17 protein-coding genes and 1 pseudogene are annotated in these 17,407 nt (G+C 39.2%); 5 read left to right on the top strand and 13 right to left on the bottom strand.

Features of this window, described 5'->3' with window-relative positions:
• Window positions 1–243: helix-turn-helix domain-containing protein (locus BG00_RS12815; protein WP_036983027.1), on the bottom strand; the 243-nt coding region annotated here is incomplete at its 3' end.
• A gap of 73 nt (window positions 244–316) precedes the next feature.
• Between BG00_RS12815 and tnpA the strand changes: the two genes are divergently transcribed.
• Window positions 317–676: an IS200/IS605 family transposase gene (gene tnpA / locus BG00_RS12810; protein ID WP_081762908.1), complete on the top strand. Its 360-nt coding sequence runs from the start codon at window positions 317–319 to the stop codon at window positions 674–676.
• A 64-nt stretch (window positions 677–740) separates the two neighbouring features.
• Window positions 741–1,085: pseudogene (locus BG00_RS17480) on the top strand (hypothetical protein); the annotation flags it as partial.
• Between the two features lie 48 nt (window positions 1,086–1,133).
• Here BG00_RS17480 and ttcA read toward each other — a convergent pair.
• The 11 genes from ttcA to ccoN all read right to left on the bottom strand — a co-directional run bounded on the left by ttcA (window position 1,134) and on the right by ccoN (window position 11,416).
• Window positions 1,134–2,048: a tRNA 2-thiocytidine(32) synthetase TtcA gene (gene ttcA, locus BG00_RS12805; protein WP_036983024.1), complete on the bottom strand. Its 915-nt coding sequence runs from the start codon at window positions 2,046–2,048 to the stop codon at window positions 1,134–1,136.
• 92 nt (window positions 2,049–2,140) lie between these two features.
• Entirely contained in the window at window positions 2,141–3,067 is a 927-nt protein-coding gene (gene uspE / locus BG00_RS12800) for a universal stress protein UspE (RefSeq protein WP_036983022.1), read from the bottom strand.
• A gap of 375 nt (window positions 3,068–3,442) precedes the next feature.
• Window positions 3,443–4,180: an FNR family transcription factor gene (locus tag BG00_RS12795; RefSeq protein ID WP_036983021.1), complete on the bottom strand. Its 738-nt coding sequence runs from the start codon at window positions 4,178–4,180 to the stop codon at window positions 3,443–3,445.
• 42 nt (window positions 4,181–4,222) lie between these two features.
• Window positions 4,223–4,894: a sulfite exporter TauE/SafE family protein gene (locus BG00_RS12790; protein ID WP_036983020.1), complete on the bottom strand. Its 672-nt coding sequence runs from the start codon at window positions 4,892–4,894 to the stop codon at window positions 4,223–4,225.
• Complete coding sequence (gene ccoS / locus BG00_RS12785) at window positions 4,887–5,054, bottom strand: cbb3-type cytochrome oxidase assembly protein CcoS (RefSeq protein ID WP_008109812.1); 168 nt, start codon at window positions 5,052–5,054, stop codon at window positions 4,887–4,889. The genes BG00_RS12790 and ccoS overlap by 8 nt, the downstream gene beginning before the upstream one ends.
• A complete protein-coding gene (locus BG00_RS12780; RefSeq protein WP_036983018.1) occupies window positions 5,051–7,423 on the bottom strand; it encodes a heavy metal translocating P-type ATPase in 2,373 nt (790 codons plus the stop codon). The genes ccoS and BG00_RS12780 overlap by 4 nt, the downstream gene beginning before the upstream one ends.
• 8 nt (window positions 7,424–7,431) lie before the next feature.
• On the bottom strand, window positions 7,432–7,923 hold the full coding sequence (locus BG00_RS12775; protein WP_036983017.1) for a FixH family protein: 492 nt from the start codon (window positions 7,921–7,923) through the stop codon (window positions 7,432–7,434).
• Between the two features lie 149 nt (window positions 7,924–8,072).
• Window positions 8,073–9,107 (bottom strand): cytochrome-c oxidase, cbb3-type subunit III, encoded by a 1,035-nt coding sequence (gene ccoP, locus BG00_RS12770; RefSeq protein ID WP_036983016.1) that lies wholly within the window; start codon window positions 9,105–9,107, stop codon window positions 8,073–8,075.
• Window positions 9,104–9,289, bottom strand: a complete 186-nt coding sequence (locus tag BG00_RS12765) for a cbb3-type cytochrome oxidase subunit 3 (protein WP_010389598.1) — start codon at window positions 9,287–9,289, stop codon at window positions 9,104–9,106. Before BG00_RS12765 ends, ccoP begins: the two co-directional genes overlap by 4 nt.
• Window positions 9,290–9,295: 6 nt before the next feature.
• Window positions 9,296–9,970, bottom strand: coding sequence for a cytochrome-c oxidase, cbb3-type subunit II (gene ccoO / locus BG00_RS12760; protein WP_036983014.1), 675 nt, complete (start codon window positions 9,968–9,970; stop codon window positions 9,296–9,298).
• Between the two features lie 12 nt (window positions 9,971–9,982).
• On the bottom strand, window positions 9,983–11,416 hold the full coding sequence (gene ccoN / locus BG00_RS12755) for a cytochrome-c oxidase, cbb3-type subunit I (RefSeq protein WP_010389600.1): 1,434 nt from the start codon (window positions 11,414–11,416) through the stop codon (window positions 9,983–9,985).
• Window positions 11,417–11,753: 337 nt separating this feature from the next.
• On the opposite strand from ccoN, the gene BG00_RS12750 reads away from it, so the two are divergent.
• From BG00_RS12750 to BG00_RS12740, 3 genes are all read left to right on the top strand, one after another.
• Complete coding sequence (locus BG00_RS12750) at window positions 11,754–12,188, top strand: hypothetical protein (RefSeq protein WP_036983011.1); 435 nt, start codon at window positions 11,754–11,756, stop codon at window positions 12,186–12,188.
• A gap of 754 nt (window positions 12,189–12,942) precedes the next feature.
• Complete coding sequence (locus BG00_RS12745; RefSeq protein ID WP_013464672.1) at window positions 12,943–15,630, top strand: TonB-dependent receptor; 2,688 nt, start codon at window positions 12,943–12,945, stop codon at window positions 15,628–15,630.
• 107 nt (window positions 15,631–15,737) lie between these two features.
• Complete coding sequence (locus BG00_RS12740; RefSeq protein ID WP_036983009.1) at window positions 15,738–17,105, top strand: hypothetical protein; 1,368 nt, start codon at window positions 15,738–15,740, stop codon at window positions 17,103–17,105.
• A 23-nt stretch (window positions 17,106–17,128) separates the two neighbouring features.
• Here the strand turns inward: BG00_RS12740 and BG00_RS12735 are convergent, their stop codons facing one another.
• Entirely contained in the window at window positions 17,129–17,383 is a 255-nt protein-coding gene (locus BG00_RS12735) for a lipoprotein (RefSeq protein WP_036983007.1), read from the bottom strand.
• Window positions 17,384–17,407: the final 24 nt, after the last annotated feature.

Raw genomic sequence — 17,407 nt, 5'->3', positions numbered from 1 at the left:
TTGTTGAGCTGCCGCAGAATCGAATGCTTTGATCCAGTTAAACTCTTCGAACGTCTTGATATCTTTAAGTAGTGAGGCCATGTCTTTGTAAAACAAAAACGTTTTATCGTGCTCGTATCGACGCATGTTCTCAGACAACAATAAGTTCCAAATGCCACGCGCTGTCGCGCCAAACTCAACGAGTTTAGCTTCTTGCTCTGCCGTAGGATTTAGCCTGTAGTTGTATCTAAGCGTCTTTTTCATATACTGTATAGACTACTGTATGGAAATGAGTTGTCAAGATGGAATATGAACTAAATCTCACTGTAAATATTTAATAGCGCTACATTTAATTCTTGTAGTTAAATATAGAAAACAATTGTTAAAAGGTGATGTAGGTGATTTTGTAAAACAAAAAATCACTGAAATTGCAGAGCGCTCAGAATTTAATATCGAAGAGATGGAGGTGGACAAAGATCATATACACATATTGCTAACGATTTCTCCCAATATCAGCGTTGCGAGTTACGTTAGGAGAATTAAACAATCTACAACGCAAAGTCTATGGTCGAGATTTAAATGGTTTAAAAAGCAATTCTGGGTTAAAAAGACAGTTTGGTCTGACGGATGTTTTGTTTGCTCTGTTGGAAATGCGGCTGCTGATACAATTCGAAAATACATTCAAGAGCAGGGCTGACTATTCCGATTCATCCCATCGACGCCGCTTCGCGTCGAACAATGGGTTTTCTCGGAAAATTTCGATAAAAAGTGGCTTATACCGTTTAAGAGCTAACTTATACAGTGGCACCTCGCCATTAGCACATTTAGTTGCTAAAGCACGTTTAAATGAGGGCAGTCAGCAAATTGACTTTAAAGCGCATTGGTCTGTTTTGCCCAAGCAAACGAATGACTTACGGTTGAGGGACTTTGTTATTGAACGTATGTCGCCAAGCTCAGGTGAGCTTAACAGTTTTGGTGAAAGTGAAATTAGCGAGTTTACTATTGATGATTTTGCTTACGACAGCTTACAACAGTTGCCTTATCAGGCAAACAAACAAGAAATGCAGAGTTTAGAGTTTTTACAAGGATTAGCTGCTGGTCAGTAGCAGCATAGAACAAAGAGAAGGGTTTGCATTACTGCAAACCCTTAAAAATTAGCTTAAATTAATGGTAACCACGTCGGCTTGGTTTGTTTCATTTTGTTCATGATTAACTGGCGCTTTTGGAATATCTGGTTTATCGAGCGCGATATCGCCCCCATCAATAATGTCACCCGTTTGCAAGTTGGTAAAATCAAATAATTGATTATCAGCTAAGTGTGAAGGCACAACGTTTTGCATGGCGGTGAAAATACTCTCTACACGACCTGGGTGCTCTTTATTCCATTGCTCCAGCATATTTTTAGTGTGTTTACGCTGTAAGTTTTCTTGTGAGCCACATAAATTACACGGAATAATAGGGTAGTCTTGGCTGAACGCATATTTGCTTATATCGGCTTCTTTACAATAAGCCAGTGGGCGAATAACCATATGCTCACCGTTATCGCTCATTAGTTTAGCCGGCATACTTTTTAGTTTTCCGCCATAAAACATATTTAAAAACAAGGTTTCTATCATGTCATCGCGGTGATGGCCCAGTGCAATTTTAGTCGCACCTAACTCTTTAGCCGTGCGATATAAAATACCACGGCGCAAGCGAGAGCAAAGCGAGCAGGTTGTTTTACCCTCAGGAATAATATCAGTAACAATACTGTAGGTATCTTCTTCTACAATTTTGTATTCAATATTTAAATTATCAAGATACTCAGGAAGCACATGCTCAGGAAAACCAGGTTGTTTTTGGTCGAGATTTACTGCAAATAAATCAAATTTGATAGGTGCAACACGTTGTAAATGTTGCAACATGTCGAGCATAGTGTAGCTGTCTTTGCCACCCGATAAGCACACCATAATGCGGTCGCCTTCTTCAATCATGTTAAAGTCCATGACAGCTTGACCTGTGAGGCGGCGTAAACGCTTTTGAAGCTTATTTAAGTTGTATTGAGCTTTGGCTTGAGCAGAATGAGACACTACGCCCCCTTATAAATAGTACGGCAAAATTAATTGCTAAAAATAAAGGGACGTATTATATGCCATATGTAATATGGGAGCTACTGCAAACGCTAACTTTCTGCGAGCGGGCTTACGTACCCATCAGGTTTAAGTGCAAGTACATCACAATCAAGGCTGTCAATAACATGCTCAGCAGTGTTGCCTACTAAGGCAGCGCTTAAGCCAGTCCGTCCGACCGTGCCAATAACCACTAATTCGCTGTTTAAGCGTTTTGCAACATCCGGTATCACATCTTCTGGCAATCCCTCTTCAATAAAGCATTGATCAGAGGTTAGGTTAAACTCATTAGCGAGTTCATTGGTTGATTCAATATGATGTTTTTTAACTGATTCGTTATATAACCCTGGGTTAAACTCAGGGATCTCTATGGCTATATTAACCGGTGTAGCAGGGTATGCATTGACTAAGTTAAGTTTAGCATTAGCCAGTTCACATAAAAATTGTGCATCTTTAATTATGCGTTTATTAAGTGACAGGTGCTGATCATTTTCACTGACTGCATTAACAGCCGCTAAAATATTCCCATGTGCTGGCCACGCCATATCTTTTACAAATAATACAGGGGTTGGGCACTTTCTGACTAAGTGCCAGTCTGTTGGCGTGAAAATAACCGCTTTAAGCGCACCATGCTGATGAGTACCTTTGATCACTAGGTCATATTTATCATTAATAACGGTATTAATAATGGCTTCGTAAGGGCGGTTATGCCAAATGACTTGGGTATTAATATTAATGTTTTGATAAGGAGAGACAAGATCTTTTAACCATAGTTCGCGATCTTTTAACACCGCTTTACGCATTGCTTCACGTTCATCACCAGAGAGCATAGTAGTCATTTCGTAAGAGAAATCGTATACCGTCATAAAGGCGGTAATGCTAGCCCCTGATTTTTTGGCTAAATCTATTGATCGCGCGAGGGCATTTTGATCGTCTTTAGTTGGGTCAATAACCGCGATAATACGTTTAATCGTTTCCATTGTGCTACTCCATTCACTTAACAGTTATACCTTGAGTGTAACGCAAATACACAACAGTTAAAGGGGTAGCACTAATATTCTTGTTCTATATCAAGAAATAAAGTTTCTCTAATTTTAAAACTCTTTATCTTGTATAAAAGCATGTACGGCTTTATAAAAATTTAATTATTCTCAGGTTTTATTAAAGTGTTGTCTTCTACAGTGAATCCACTCGTTTTTGCTTTTATATTAAAAAATGAGCCAGACAATTCATTCATCGAGTATTAAAAGTGAATGGTTAATACCTCTACTCAAAGTGTTAGTAGAGATAGAGCATAATTGCAATAATTACGCTCCAATTCAGGGTAGGATTAATTTTAAAATGAGAAGCGATTATTAACGAGGCTTAACAATCGCAGCCGTTTTAGCTAAAGCGTCATTATCTAAAATAGTAATAAATTTACCTTCTACTTTAATTAAGTCGGCTTTTTGAAAACGGCTTAATAAACGGCTGATAGTTTCTACTGTTAAACCTAAGTAGTTACCAATTTCGCCGCGAGTCATAGTAAATCTAAATTCTTTTCGTGAAAAACCACGCTCACCAAAACGCTCTGATAAGTTATAAATAAAGCTAGCAAGACGTTCTTCAGCAGACTTTTTATTAAGTAATAATAGCATTTCTTGATCGTAGGTTATTTCGCTACTCATTAAACGCATTATCTGTTGGCGCAATTTAGGCAGTTTACCGGCTAGTTCGTCAAGAGTTACAAAGGGAATTTCACATACCATTGAGGTTTCTAGTGCTTGAGAAAAACTTTGATGTTGCATTTTATTGATGGCGTCAAAACCAACAAGGTCGCCCGCTAAATGAAAGCCTGTAATTTGTTCATCTCCTTGCTCTGACAAGGTATACGACTTAAACGACCCCGAACGAACTGCATAAATTGCATTTAAAGGTGCGCCCGATTCAAATAAGTAGTCACCCTTGTGTAATGGTTTTTTTCGCTCAATGATCTCATCAAGTTTATCCATTTCTTGGCCATTTAAAGAAAATGGTAAACATAACTGGCTAATACTGCAGTTATTACAGCTAATGGCACAATTACCTTTAGCACGACTTTGAGAAAAATCCATAAGTTCAATCCGTTAAATTTTTATGCACAACGTTTACCAATGTTAATGCACTAGCTTGTCTGTTGCAATGATCAGAAGGTAGATACCATACCAAATGATAACACTGCCTAATATTATTCGCGTCCAAGGGTGATTATAAAGCGTATTGAGCTTTTGTGCAGCCACACCTAAGGTGATCATGGCAGGGAACGTACCTAGGGCAAATGCCAGCATAACCAGAGCACCATTTATGGCAGTGCCACTGGTCATCGCCCATGTGAGCGCAGAATATACTAAGCCGCACGGTAACCAGCCCCATAGCGCGCCATAACCAAGCGCTTTTAGTGGAGAATCAATGGGCATTAAATATTTATTAAGTTTAATTAAGTGCTGCCAAATGAGGGTTTTGCCAAGTTTTTCGAGCCATTGTAATGTCGCGGCTAAGCGCATGATATAAACGCCGACCAGTAACATAAACACGCCCGCTAAAAATGATAAAAACAGCGCAAAGGCCGAGTTTTGTGTGGCAAATTGACTACTAATACCGGCAACAAGGGCACCAGCTAGCATATAACTTAGCGCTCTACCGCTATTATAGGCTAGAGAGTATAACCAAGTTTGGCGCTTGTTACTGGCTAACTGTAATGAGCTGGCAATGCCGCCGCACATAGCAATGCAATGGCCACTGCCAATCAACCCCATTAAAAAAGCACTAACAAAAATCGGGTCAATCATTACTTTTATTATGTTGCTCTTTATCGTCTTCAAACAAAATACTGTGGCCTTGCTTGTTTAAATCAGAGAATTGCTCGCCTTTTACTGCCCAAAAAAACACGCCAATGGCAATTAGTACAAACAAGATAGCGATAGGAACTAAAATATAAATTATGCTCATAACTTTAATAGCCTTAGTGAATTACATATCACAATAATAGAGCTGGCAGACATACCAATTACCGCCATCCAAGGCGCAACTAAACCCATAGCAGCAAGCGGCAATATAGAGCCATTATATAATAAAGAAAGCGCTAGGTTTTGCTTAATTATACGCCGTGTTTGCTTAGCAATCGTCAACAAATGATCAATAGAGACTAAATCACTGTTAAGCAATACAACATCAGCACTGTTTTTAGATATATCGGCACCGGTTTCCATGGCGATAGATAAATGGGCGCTGGCAAAGACTGGGCTGTCGTTTACGCCATCGCCAACCATAGCAACAACTTCACCTTGAGTTGACCAGCGTTCAACTGCGACTTGTTTATCTTTTGGACTACAACTGACTTGTACTGAATCAAGCTTTAATTTTTTAGCCACCTTGGCACCGGCAGCTGAGGCGTCACCTGTTAGCATATGACAACTTAGATTGGCAGCTTTTAACGAGTTAATGAGTTTATCGGCATCTGTTTTTACTTTATCAATAAAGTAAAAGCGTGCAACAGGTTGCTTGTTTATGTAAAGGGTAGCTTGCGCATTGGTTTTTTTGGTATCAAACCAGCCACTTTTACCAATGGCGTAATGCGTATTATCGTATTGAGCACTGATCCCAACCCCGGGATGGAGTTGTACACCGTCAAATTTACGCTGACCTTTAAACTCTTTAAAGGCACTAGCAATAGGATGCTCAGAATAGCTCTCAAGCTGTGCTGCAATATCAAGAATTTGCTCTTTGCTGTAGTTATCATCAAGTATGTCAACAACGTCGAGGCTAAATTTACCTTGCGTAAGCGTACCTGTTTTATCAAAAGCAACTAAAGTAAGCTTTGATAGGGTTTCTAACACATGTGCTTGCTTAATTAATATTCCTTTACGAGTTAAGGTAGCCACAGCACAGGTTAACGCGGTTGGAATAGCTAAACTTAATGCGCACGGGCAGGTGGCCACTAACACCGATATAGTGATCCAAAAAGCAACATCAGGGTCAATTTGATACCAGCCAATGGCGGTTAGAGAGGCAAATACCAGTAATACCGCGACAAACCACTGCGCTACTTTGTCGGTAATTTCTACTAACCGTGGGCGTTTTGTTAGGGCATTATGTTGCAGGCGAATAATTTGATTAAGCAGGGTATTTTGGCCAAGCTTATTGATTTTTATTTCAATAATACCATCATGATTAACCGTGCCCGCATATACGTTATGATCAATATACTTTCGTACTGGCTGATGTTCACCAGTCATCATAGACTCATCAACACTGGTGCTGCCTTTGACTAAGATGCCATCGGCAGGAATAGTTTCGCCTGCTTTTATTAAAACGATATCGTTAAGCTTGAGCTTTTTAGCGGCAATTATGTGCTCTTTGCCGTTTTCATCGAGTGTACGGGCAGTCAGTGGCAGTAGCTTTTGTAAGTTGGCTGTAAATTCACTGGCCTTTAAACGCGCTCTAAATTCTAAGTATTTACCTAATAAGAGTAAAAAGGTAAACATACAAATAGATTCAAAGTAAACTTCACCGACTTCCATTACCGTGGCGTAACAGCTTGCACCATAGGCACCAAAAATCGCCAATGATACCGGTAAATCCATATTCAGTTGTTTTGCTTTTAAGCCGTTAATTGCGTTACTTAGAAAGGGCAGGGCACTGTATAAAATTACGGGCGTTGCAAGGATCAAGCTGATCCATCTAAAGTATTGTTCAAAATTACTGTCCATCCCAGAGAACATGCCAAAGTACATAGCAAAGGCAAACATCATCACTTGCATGGTCATTAAGCCTGCCACGCCGAGGCGGCGAATATACGCTTTGGCTGTTTGTTGTTTTTGCTGGGCTTCTAAATCTGATTGGAATGGATAGGCTTTGTAGCCTATTTCAGCCAGTGAGGTGATTAGCTCACTTAAAGGGGTTGCGCTTTTATCCCATTGGATCATAGCGCGATTTGTTGAGGTGTTTACATCAACGCGCTTTACCGATTTAAGGTTAAGTAATTGCTTTTCAATAAGCCAGGCACAGGCGGCGCAGGTAATGCCCTCAACACTGAGAAGCACCTCAGAGTTGTCGTTATGCGTACTGATAAACTCATCTTGAATATCTTCATTGTCATAGCTTTTAATAAAAGCGAGTTGTTCTGGGACGAGTTGCTCTACTTTACCGGCACTAACAGTGCGATATTTGTAGTAGTCGGTCATCCCTTGGTCAATGATATTTTGTGCAACAGCTTGGCAGCCAATGCAACACATTGGCTCAGCGGTATTGTCTATAACAACATGTGCGCTAAATCCAGCAGGCACACTTTCAAGACAATGAAAGCAATTTTTAGACATACTAAATACTACTTATAGTTAGGAGTCACTAAAACGGTGGCGGTGGTTGGTAAACTAACGTTTTCTTTCATTTTCCAACTGTTATCAACGGGTTCAATAAATACCGAATATGCGCCTGGTTTATAGCTTTCTAATAATGCAGTGAACTCTTGATTAGCATTTGGAGTGAGGGTAGCTTCAAAATCTTGTGCTTTTATAGTTCGGTGAAAAAACGACAATCTTAATGCGTGTATATTACTGGTATCGCCTTTGGTAAATTTAAAGCTTACACGCTTATCTGATACATTTAGGTCGCCATGTAAATACAACGCTTTTGCTTTATCAAACTTAACGAGTTCTAAGTTGATTGCTTTGCCTTTTTTATAGTAATCATCTACAACCATATCTGGGCCGTTACCAATGGCTGTAATAAATAAACTAATGCAGCCAATAATTGCAGCTAAAGGAAAGAAGATTAAAAACCAAGGCCAAAAATTTTTATACCACGGAGTCGGTTGCATAGTCGCTCTAAAATTAATTAATGTGCGGCTATATTATAATAAATAGAATGAAAAGACTAAAAAAAAGCCTCCGAGTGGAGGCTTTTTTGATCTGAATTAATCTACTGAAATAAAAAGATTAAAACTGAAACGTTTTGTTAACTTTATCGTCATTTATCTTGCGATAAGCTGTAAACGTAAGCAGTTAATAGGTGAATTTTATCTTCGCCTAAAATCTCTTTCCATGCAGGCATTACACCAGCACGGCCATGGTTAAGTGTTTCTTCAACAGCGCGTTGAGAGCCACCGTATAACCAAATGTTATCAGTTAAGTTTGGTGCACCAAACGGTAGGTTATGGGCAACTGAACCTTTACCATCTGGACCATGACACGCAGCACACATAGCAAATTTTGCTTTACCTGCATCGGCATCTTTTTGGTTAACAGTACGGCCAGATAGGCTAAGTACGTAAGCCGTCATTTCTTTAACGCCTTGCTCACCTAATGCATCACCCCAAGGTGGCATTGCTGCAACACGACCTAAAAGTAATGTTTCTCTGATCTTGTCAGGAGAACCACCGTACAACCAATCGTTGTCAGTAAGGTTAGGGAAGCCAGTACCACCACGAGCATCAGAGCCATGACATTGTGCACAGTTTTGTGAGAACAAACGTTGACCAATTTCAACAGCGAGTTGGCCTTGCGTTTGCTCATGCGTAGTGCCGTTTTCTAGCGCAACTTGCTGTGCTGCATCACCAGCAAATTTAGACTCTACTAAATCTAGAACAGGTATTTGAGCCAATTCATTAAAAATAGGACCAAAACGTTCTTCAGCAGTGCGGTATTCAGCATCTAGCTTTACAAAACGGCCATCTTCTTTAGCTTCAATGACTGCTTCTTTCGATTCAGTTAAAGAGGTAATACCTTGGTTTGAGCTTGTCCATTTTGCTAAACCTTCCCAGTTACCTAAACCTGGGTAGGCTGCTAAGTAATAAACAGACCACACAAAGGTTGCGAAGAACATGTAAGTCCACCATTTTGGTAGTGGATTGTTTAATTCTTCAATGCCGTCAAACTCATGTCCACAGCTTTCACCTTCTTTTACGCCTACATAGTTTTTTAAGTTCCAAACTAGTAGACCAAAGATAATGATTAAGCATGCAAGGGTTAATACAATAACCCATATACTCCAAAAGCTAGTCATTTCTCAGACCCCTTTTCCTCGTTAGAGAGTGTATTGTTGTGTTTTTTTTCATCTTCAAATATGACATTAGCAGCGTCTTTAAAACGACTTTTACTACGCTTGCTATATGCCCATCCAACAATCACAATAAATAATACTAAAATTACCAGAGTCAAAATGCCTCTGTATGTCCCGTAGTCCATAATAATCTACTTCAAATGTGTGCCAAGTTGTTGCAAATAAGCAATAAGGGCTTGCATTTCTGTTGCACCTTTACCGTCATTCATTGCATCAACTTTAGCAATGTCAGCGATTAATTCCTCGTCACTGCCATAACCTAGACCCTGGTGTTTTGGGTTTTCTGGATTAATAGCAAACGTGTCACGGAAAATTTGTAGTTTTTTCAGAGTCAGACTTGTATCAAGCGTGTTCTCTGCTAACCAAGGGAAACTTGGCATATTAGACTCAGGAACCACGGCACGTGGATCCATTAAGTGCGCATAATGCCAATCATCTGAGTAACGTTTACCTACTCGTGCTAAGTCAGGGCCAGTACGTTTAGAACCCCAAAGGAAAGGGTGATCCCATACTGACTCGCCTGCTACAGAGTAGTGACCGTAACGCTCAACTTCATCACGAAATGGACGGATCATTTGAGAGTGACAGTTAGCACAACCTTCACGCACATAAATGTCGCGACCTTCAAACTCGAGTGCATTTAACGGGCGTAACCCATCCACTGGCTTGGTTGTATCGTCTTGGAACATTAGCGGCGTAATTTCTACTAATGCACCGAAGCTGATTGCGAAAACAGTCAAGATGGCCATGAGGCCAATGTTTTTCTCGATAATTTCGTGTTTGTTTTGTGAATTTTTATTGCTCATTATCTAACTCCGTTATGCTAACTGCGCTTGTTCATCAAGTTCTAACGAGTTATTTTTCGCTGAAACTGTACGATAAACGTTATAAGCCATAACCAGCATACCTGTAACGATGAATACACCGCCTAAGAAACGCATAACATAGAAAGGATGAGAGGCTTCTAACGATTGTACAAAGCTGTACATTAATGTACCGTCAGAGTTAACTGCACGCCACATTAGACCTTGCATTACACCTGAAATCCACATTGCAACAATGTATAAAACAACACCCACTGTGTGTAACCAGAAGTGTGTATTGATTAATTTAATGCTGTACATACGACCTTGCGAGAATAACGCAGGGATAAGGTGGTAAATAGCACCGATAGAAATCATCGCAACCCAACCTAATGCACCTGAGTGAACGTGACCTACAGTCCAATCTGTGTAGTGCGATAACGCATTAACAGATTTAATTGCCATCATCGGGCCTTCAAACGTCGACATACCGTAGAAAGACAATGAAACCACTAAGAAACGTAAAACAGGGTCAGTACGTAGCTTATGCCATGCACCTGAGAGCGTCATAATTCCGTTGATCATACCACCCCAAGACGGTACGAATAAGATAATAGACATCACCATACCTAAGCTTTGCGTCCAATCAGGAAGCGCAGTGTAGTGAAGGTGGTGAGGACCTGCCCAAATGTAAAGAGAAATAAGTGCCCAAAAGTGAACAACCGACAAACGGTATGAGTAAACAGGGCGACCCGCTTGCTTTGGTACAAAGTAATACATCATACCTAAGAAGCCAGCAGTAAGAAGGAAGCCTACTGCGTTGTGGCCATACCACCACTGAACCATTGCATCTACGGCACCTGCATAGATTGAATATGATTTAGTCAATGAAACTGGGACTGCCATGCTGTTAACAATATGTAGAACAGCAACAGTAATAATGAAACCAGCATAGAACCAGTTAGCTACATAAATATGCGCTACTTTGCGTTTTGCAATAGTGCCCATAAATACAACAGCGTACGTTACCCAAACAACAGCAATTAAGATATCGATAGGCCACTCAAGTTCTGCATACTCTTTAGAACTTGAAATACCCATAGGTAAAGTAATTGCTGCTAGAACAATCACTAACTGCCAACCCCAAAAGGTGAAGGCGGCTAATTTATCTGAAAGAAGGCGCGTTTGACATGTACGTTGTACGACGTAATAAGACGTCGCAAAAAGTGCACTTGTACCAAATGCGAAAATTACTGCGTTCGTGTGTAACGGACGAAGTCGAGAGTAAGTTAACCATGGTGTGTCAAAGTTAAGAGCTGGCCAAGCTAATTGGGCAGCTATCAGAACCCCAATACCCATGCCAACGATGCCCCAAATCACTGTCATAATAGCGAATTGGCGTACAACTTTATAATTGTACTCAGTTTGTGATGCTACTGTTTGGCTCATTTTCTGGCTTCCGCTGCAATAAATGCGTTTAGAAATGAATTACCTACTTGTAAAAGTAGGACCTACTATTATTCCAAAGTATACTATCTAAAACCCACAATATATGGTTGTTACAGATAATAATCTCGAGAATTACTTGTTTTTTTTGCAGTTGAAATGATAAATTTTTTGGCTTTAAAAAGATAGGCCAATTGCGTAATAATATGACATCAATCAAACTTTATTAAGTTGCTGTCTATTTTTTGAGGTGATTTGTACTTTACTAACTCATTAAAACCGATAATCAACCAACGTGCCCAAATGTTGGACTAATACATTAGATACTTTGAGAACCTGCATGTATATATATAGAGTATGTTTACTTTCTTTTTTACTATTCTTACTAGGTTGTGACTTTTCTGGATCAACATCAACATCAGCATCAAAAGTAAATCAATCACAAACAGAGTGTAAAAATAACAACCCGTGTATTTTTCCAAATCAAGTTAAAGTTTGGCTAAACGAAGAAACCCTATCACCAGAGACACCGTTTTCAATTTACACTCAGTTACCGACTGGTGTAACAATAACAGCGGCTAAATTGGAGGGGGTAACTATGTATATGGGTTACATTCCCGTACAATTTAGAAATCAGGGCAGCGTTTGGGTAGCTAATACTATGGTAGGGATTTGCTCGGAAAAAAACATGGTGTGGAAGCTTATTCTTACTACTGTCGATACAAACACTGGCATAAGTGAAAATGTTGAATATTTTTTTAACGTTACCTATTAAAGGCTTTCTACTCAGGCGTGGTTTTTAACTGCGCCATTCCCGTAAAATTATAGCGGCAAAACCAAATGCCTCACATTTAATAGTTATTTGCAATTAAAGTACATCTGATAAAATAACCATTCTTAATAAAGCTTTACATACCTATTTACCTTCCAAGTTTATAACTTAAGCTCTGCTTGGCTTACTTTTTCAATTGTGCTCATACGTGCAATAAAGCACCTATATCATTTGTATGTAGATTTATCTAATGGACCCACTTTAATAGCCGTTTTTAGTTTGATTGGCAGCCCGTCTTAAACCTTCAATACACATAGAATTTGCATGATTAAAACTTATAACAAAAAAATTCAGACTAAATAAACAATCTACTTGCATAAATATGGTTAGTAATTAACACCTAGTTTTACCGTTTTAATAACGAGCTGTGATTAACATGTTAATTTTCCTGTTTAGGGCACATTAATGTAATAATTACATTTGATTACAAACTCTACTCATTTGATTTCAGCTGTGTTTTTTATGTGATTGCTTGGTCTTTAATTATTGATTATAAAGTGTTTTTATTAATTAACAATGAAACATACTGTAACCTTTGTTCCTTTCGCGGGACGTCTTAATTTTTATTGATTGTACCGTGATCGCTCATTAAGTTTTCATTCAGTTAAAGACGCCTAAGTTGCTCCCGCTCACTCAAAATTCTCATAAAAGTGAGCATTACCAATTTAGGTAAATTTCCAACAAGTAGGGTTCATCCATGAAAAAATCAACTCTTGGTTTAGCTGTAATTGCAGCAATCCCAATGTTCTCAAGTGTTCAAGTTTTAGCTGCAGACGAAGCAGCAAAGTCAATTGAAAAAATTCAAGTAACGGGTTCTCGTATTAAGCGTTCAGATATGGAAACGGCTAGCCCAGTTACACTTATCGGTGCCGATGAAATTAAAGCATCAGGTGCAACATCTGTAGATAGCGTATTACAACAAATGACGGCTACGGGTGGTGCAATGACAAACCCTGGCGTTAATAATGGCTCTGGCGGTGGTGCATCTATAGATTTACGTGGTTTAGGTTCACAACGTACTTTAGTACTTGTTAATGGTCGTCGTATGATCAATTCAGGTACTGGTGCGGCTTCAACGGTTGATTTAAATACTATTCCAGTATCAATGATCAAACAAATTGAAGTACTTAAAGACGGTGCTTCTGCAGTATACGGCACAGATGCTGTAGCTGGTGTTGTAAATATTATCCTTAAAAATGACTTTGAAGGTTTAGATTTAAACGTCAACACAGCCATGACTTCAAAACATGATGCGTCAGAAACATCAATCGACTTTACCTTAGGTACAACATTTGACAAAGGTAATATGGTTTTTGGTATTCAATACACTGATCGTGGTGAAGCAAGTCAAGGTGATCGTGGTTTCTCATCATGTCCTTTATTTGAAGGCGAAAATGGACTTTTCTGTGGCGGTTCTTCATTCAGCGAAGGCGGCCATATTTACAATGTTAATACAGCTAATATCATCAACGATAAAGGTGAAATCGAGAAGCAGGGTGTTGCTGACGATGCTGGTTTAAGTGGCCTTGGCGGTAACTTACACCGCTATACCGATGAAAACGATGCATACAACTATGCGTCTAAAAGCTACCTATACACACCTATGGAACGCTTAAACATCACAGGTTTAGGTAATTATGAACTAAATGATGACACAATGCTTTTCAGCGAGTTTACCTATACTAAGCGCTGGTCAGAGCAAAAGTTAGCACCACAGCCTATCAACTTTGGCTTTAAATATACCGAAGATATGGGTGACAGCTTACTGTCACAAACTTATGATAAGCGACAAGTCGTTAACGGTGCATTTGTAAAAGATGCTAATGATAATTACGTTACAACACCGACTAATTACGCCTATGGTGATGAAATAAGCTACCGTCGTCGCATGGCTGAAAGTGGTACTCGTGACTTATCGCAAACAGTTGATACTGTTCGTGTTGTTGTGGGTGCTGAAGGTATTATTGGTGATTATTCATGGGATGCATCAGCAAACTTTGGTCGCAATGATTCTGTTGATAAAATGAGTAATCTGCACAACGTTTCTGCAATCACAGAAGACTTAGCTGCAGGTACATTTAAGCCCTTAAATGAGGCATCTTGGTCACAAGAAAACATTCAAGATTATATATACACAGAGCAAAACTCAGGTGGAAGCCAGTTATTTATTTTGGCAGCCTCATTATCTGGTGAAATGTTTGAGTTACCTGCAGGTTATGCTGCATTTGCAGCGGGTGTAGAGCGTCGCCAAGAAAAGGCATGGTATAACCCTGATTCAATTGCTGCTCAAGGTCTAGGTAACGATCCACGTGTAGATCCAACAAGTGGTGGGTTTGATGTGAATGAGGCTTATGTTGAGTTTGCATTACCCTTACTATCTGAGCTTCCATTTGCAGAATATGTTGAATTAAGTGCGGCAATCCGCGCGTTTGATTACAGCACTTTTGGTTCTGATGAAACATGGAAACTTGGTTTTACTTGGAAAGCAAATGATGAATTGATGTTCCGTGGCGTACGTTCAACCGCATTCCGTGCTCCAACGGTAGATGAGCTTTACTCAGGTAATGCGCCATCTTATGAGCAAGTAAAATACCCAGGTGCTGATAGCCAGGCAGAAGTAACTGTGGGCGGTAATCAAAATCTAACACCAGAAGAAGCTGATACTTTAACGTTTGGTGTGGTGTACGAACCACAATGGTTTGAAGGTTTCTCAATGACCGTAGATTACTACGACATTGAAATCGAAAATGCTATTTCAACATACAACAACCAATTCGTTGTTGATCAATGTATTGGTAATTCAAACAGCAGTTCAAACGAACTTTGTGCAAGCACAGGTGCAATTTTACAAGCTGATGGTCGAATTGTGTTCAATAATCAGCTTCGTAATATTGGTTCTGAAAAAACATCTGGCATTGACTTAAATCTGAAGTATTCATTTGATGCATTAGGCCTAAGCTGGAGAGCTGGCCTTGATACAACATATTTAGATGAATACGTTGTTGATACGGGTGCTGTTGTAGATTACGCTGGTTACATTACGGGTGGCGCTGGTAGTTACGCAGATATCAAATCAAACTTTAACTTAACAGTTAAAGGAGATAACTGGGATGCAACTTATGAAGCACGCTACATTGCTGGCCTAGATAGCTTCGCATGTATTGATGGTGAGACATGTTATGCACCTTCAACGCCTTCAGTTGTGTACCATGACATTAGTGGATCTTACTTAATTAATGATACAGTGACATTGTCTGCAGGTGTTAATAACTTATTTGATAAAGAGCCACCGTATTACTCAGGTAATAACGATTCAAACACTGACCCGTACACGTTTGATACGTTAGGTCGTCGTTTATTCGCTGGCGTAAACGTTAAATTCTAATTTTAATTCATTAGAACTATTAAAAGGCCTAGTTTTTACTAGGCCTTTTTTGTTGAACAAAATTAAAGAGGCACGTAAACTCAGGCAGATAACCAAAGGAGGCATCATTGTTAAAGCAAGACGAAAATTTATCGTTTGTTATTGAACCGCAATTATCACCGCGTGCAGAGCAGCGTCTCGATCTTTATTTTTCTATCCCAAATGAAATGGGTATTAACGCGCAAACACTCAGCGAAGAGTCTTACTTTAATAACCAATTTAAATCTTTTGTAGCCTATAACGCGAATAACATTCATCTTCCATTGGTACGAAGCCGCTTTGTGAGTAAAAACAAAGGCGAACAGCAAGATTACCGACAAAATTTAAATCTATATTGTTATCAAGTGCGTCTGGCAATTGATGCTGATATTAAAGATGCGTTAAAAATTCAAGAAAGCGATGAGTTTTATCAACGAGCCATGGAGCTTTGCGAGCAAAGCCAAAGCCTACTTAGAAAACTCAGACGTTACACCCCAGATAACGAAAAGCTGATCCCGTTTTATACCAATGCTGATAACTACCTAAGCTGGCAAATTGAACAAACGTTTTTAAAGCTACTTGATGAAGGCCCGCGTAGTAGCGATTACGCTAAAGAGCGAAATGACTTATTAAACTTTTGTAAGTCAGAGAGTGAGTATCGAGAAGAGCAGCAATATAATTCTGATTCAACACTTAAAGACGCCAACAGAATTACTAATAAGATGCGTTTACTCCAGCGTTTAATAGAGCATGGAGTGATTTTACAGCGCCAAACACGCTATCTTAATAGCTATTTAAAGCGGTTAGTAAAAGGCTCTGTAACAGCTGTTATAATGGCTTTTGTGATGGTGGTAATACTCAATGCGCGTTCTACCTTTACTGAAATAACCGCTTCATTAATTCTAATTTTAGGGGTTATTTACGGGCTGAGAGAAATATTTAAAGAAGATATTACCCGTATTATTTGGCGTGCTATTGTGCGAGGGCGGCCAAAATGGCGCTTTATTTTTAAAAACAGTATCACAAAAGATAAAGTGGCGAGTCAGTTTATTTGGTTAGAGTACACGCGCTTTAAAAAAATCCCTAAAGAAGTGAGGAAGATTTTTTCTAAGCGTCGTCAGCAAAACAAACAAGCGGCACAATGGTTGCACTTTGCTAGTGAAACCCGGGTAAGTGCCAAAGAATTTTTGCCGGGCTACGATAGCTTACAACAAACATTGCAATTTAATCTTGCACCATTTGCACGTTATTTAAAAAAGGGGGAAGGGAAGCTCTACCATTTAGAAAACAATAAAATTTCTAAACAGGGAGTAGAAAGGCGCTATCAGTTAAACATGGTGTTGGTTCTAACCGAACCGGATAAAACACTCTATCAGCGTTACAAAATAACCTTAAACCGCAGTAAAATAGTCAACATAGAGCTTATTTACACCAGCGATGTAAAAAAAGAGGAATAACATACGTTATTCCTTTGTTGTCTTTATTTATCCGTTAGCCCTTTTTTGCTGTATAGCGTTACTTTGTCTGATACTAAGGTAATTTCGATATTTTTAGCGTCATTACCCCAAGTACAACTAGTATGCAGTGTTTTTTCTACACAATTATCAGCACTGCCTAAAAGAGCTTCAACTTCTGTTTTGTCCATACCGATTTTAATCTTTTCATAATTTTCTAAGTTTACTTTTGAACAAGCAGCAAGACTCAGTGCCGCTGCAATAATAAGTAATTTTTTCATTGTTATTTTCCTTGAATAATACCG

Origin of the sequence: Pseudoalteromonas sp. SCSIO_11900 (assembly GCF_000576475.1) — a bacterium.
In the GTDB taxonomy this organism is placed as follows: domain Bacteria; phylum Pseudomonadota; class Gammaproteobacteria; order Enterobacterales; family Alteromonadaceae; genus Pseudoalteromonas; species Pseudoalteromonas tetraodonis.
This window is presented reverse-complemented; position numbering and strand designations above follow the sequence as displayed.

Excerpts from the sequence above, each read along its gene's own strand:
- BG00_RS12790 (WP_036983020.1), bottom strand. The coding sequence starts at position 4,894 with ATGATTGACCCGATTTTTGTTAGTGCTTTTTTAATGGGGTTGATTGGC.
- BG00_RS12745 (WP_013464672.1), top strand. The coding sequence starts at position 12,943 with ATGAAAAAATCAACTCTTGGTTTAGCTGTAATTGCAGCAATCCCAATG.
- ccoO (WP_036983014.1), bottom strand. The coding sequence starts at position 9,970 with ATGAGCAATAAAAATTCACAAAACAAACACGAAATTATCGAGAAAAAC.
- BG00_RS12735 (WP_036983007.1), bottom strand. The coding sequence starts at position 17,383 with ATGAAAAAATTACTTATTATTGCAGCGGCACTGAGTCTTGCTGCTTGT.
- ccoN (WP_010389600.1), bottom strand. The coding sequence starts at position 11,416 with ATGAGCCAAACAGTAGCATCACAAACTGAGTACAATTATAAAGTTGTA.
- ccoP (WP_036983016.1), bottom strand. The coding sequence starts at position 9,107 with ATGACTAGCTTTTGGAGTATATGGGTTATTGTATTAACCCTTGCATGC.
- BG00_RS12750 (WP_036983011.1), top strand. The coding sequence starts at position 11,754 with ATGTATATATATAGAGTATGTTTACTTTCTTTTTTACTATTCTTACTA.
- uspE (WP_036983022.1), bottom strand. The coding sequence starts at position 3,067 with ATGGAAACGATTAAACGTATTATCGCGGTTATTGACCCAACTAAAGAC.
- ccoS (WP_008109812.1), bottom strand. The coding sequence starts at position 5,054 with ATGAGCATAATTTATATTTTAGTTCCTATCGCTATCTTGTTTGTACTA.
- BG00_RS12775 (WP_036983017.1), bottom strand. The coding sequence starts at position 7,923 with ATGCAACCGACTCCGTGGTATAAAAATTTTTGGCCTTGGTTTTTAATC.
- BG00_RS12795 (WP_036983021.1), bottom strand. The coding sequence starts at position 4,180 with ATGGATTTTTCTCAAAGTCGTGCTAAAGGTAATTGTGCCATTAGCTGT.
- BG00_RS12780 (WP_036983018.1), bottom strand. The coding sequence starts at position 7,423 with ATGTCTAAAAATTGCTTTCATTGTCTTGAAAGTGTGCCTGCTGGATTT.
- BG00_RS12765 (WP_010389598.1), bottom strand. The coding sequence starts at position 9,289 with ATGGACTACGGGACATACAGAGGCATTTTGACTCTGGTAATTTTAGTA.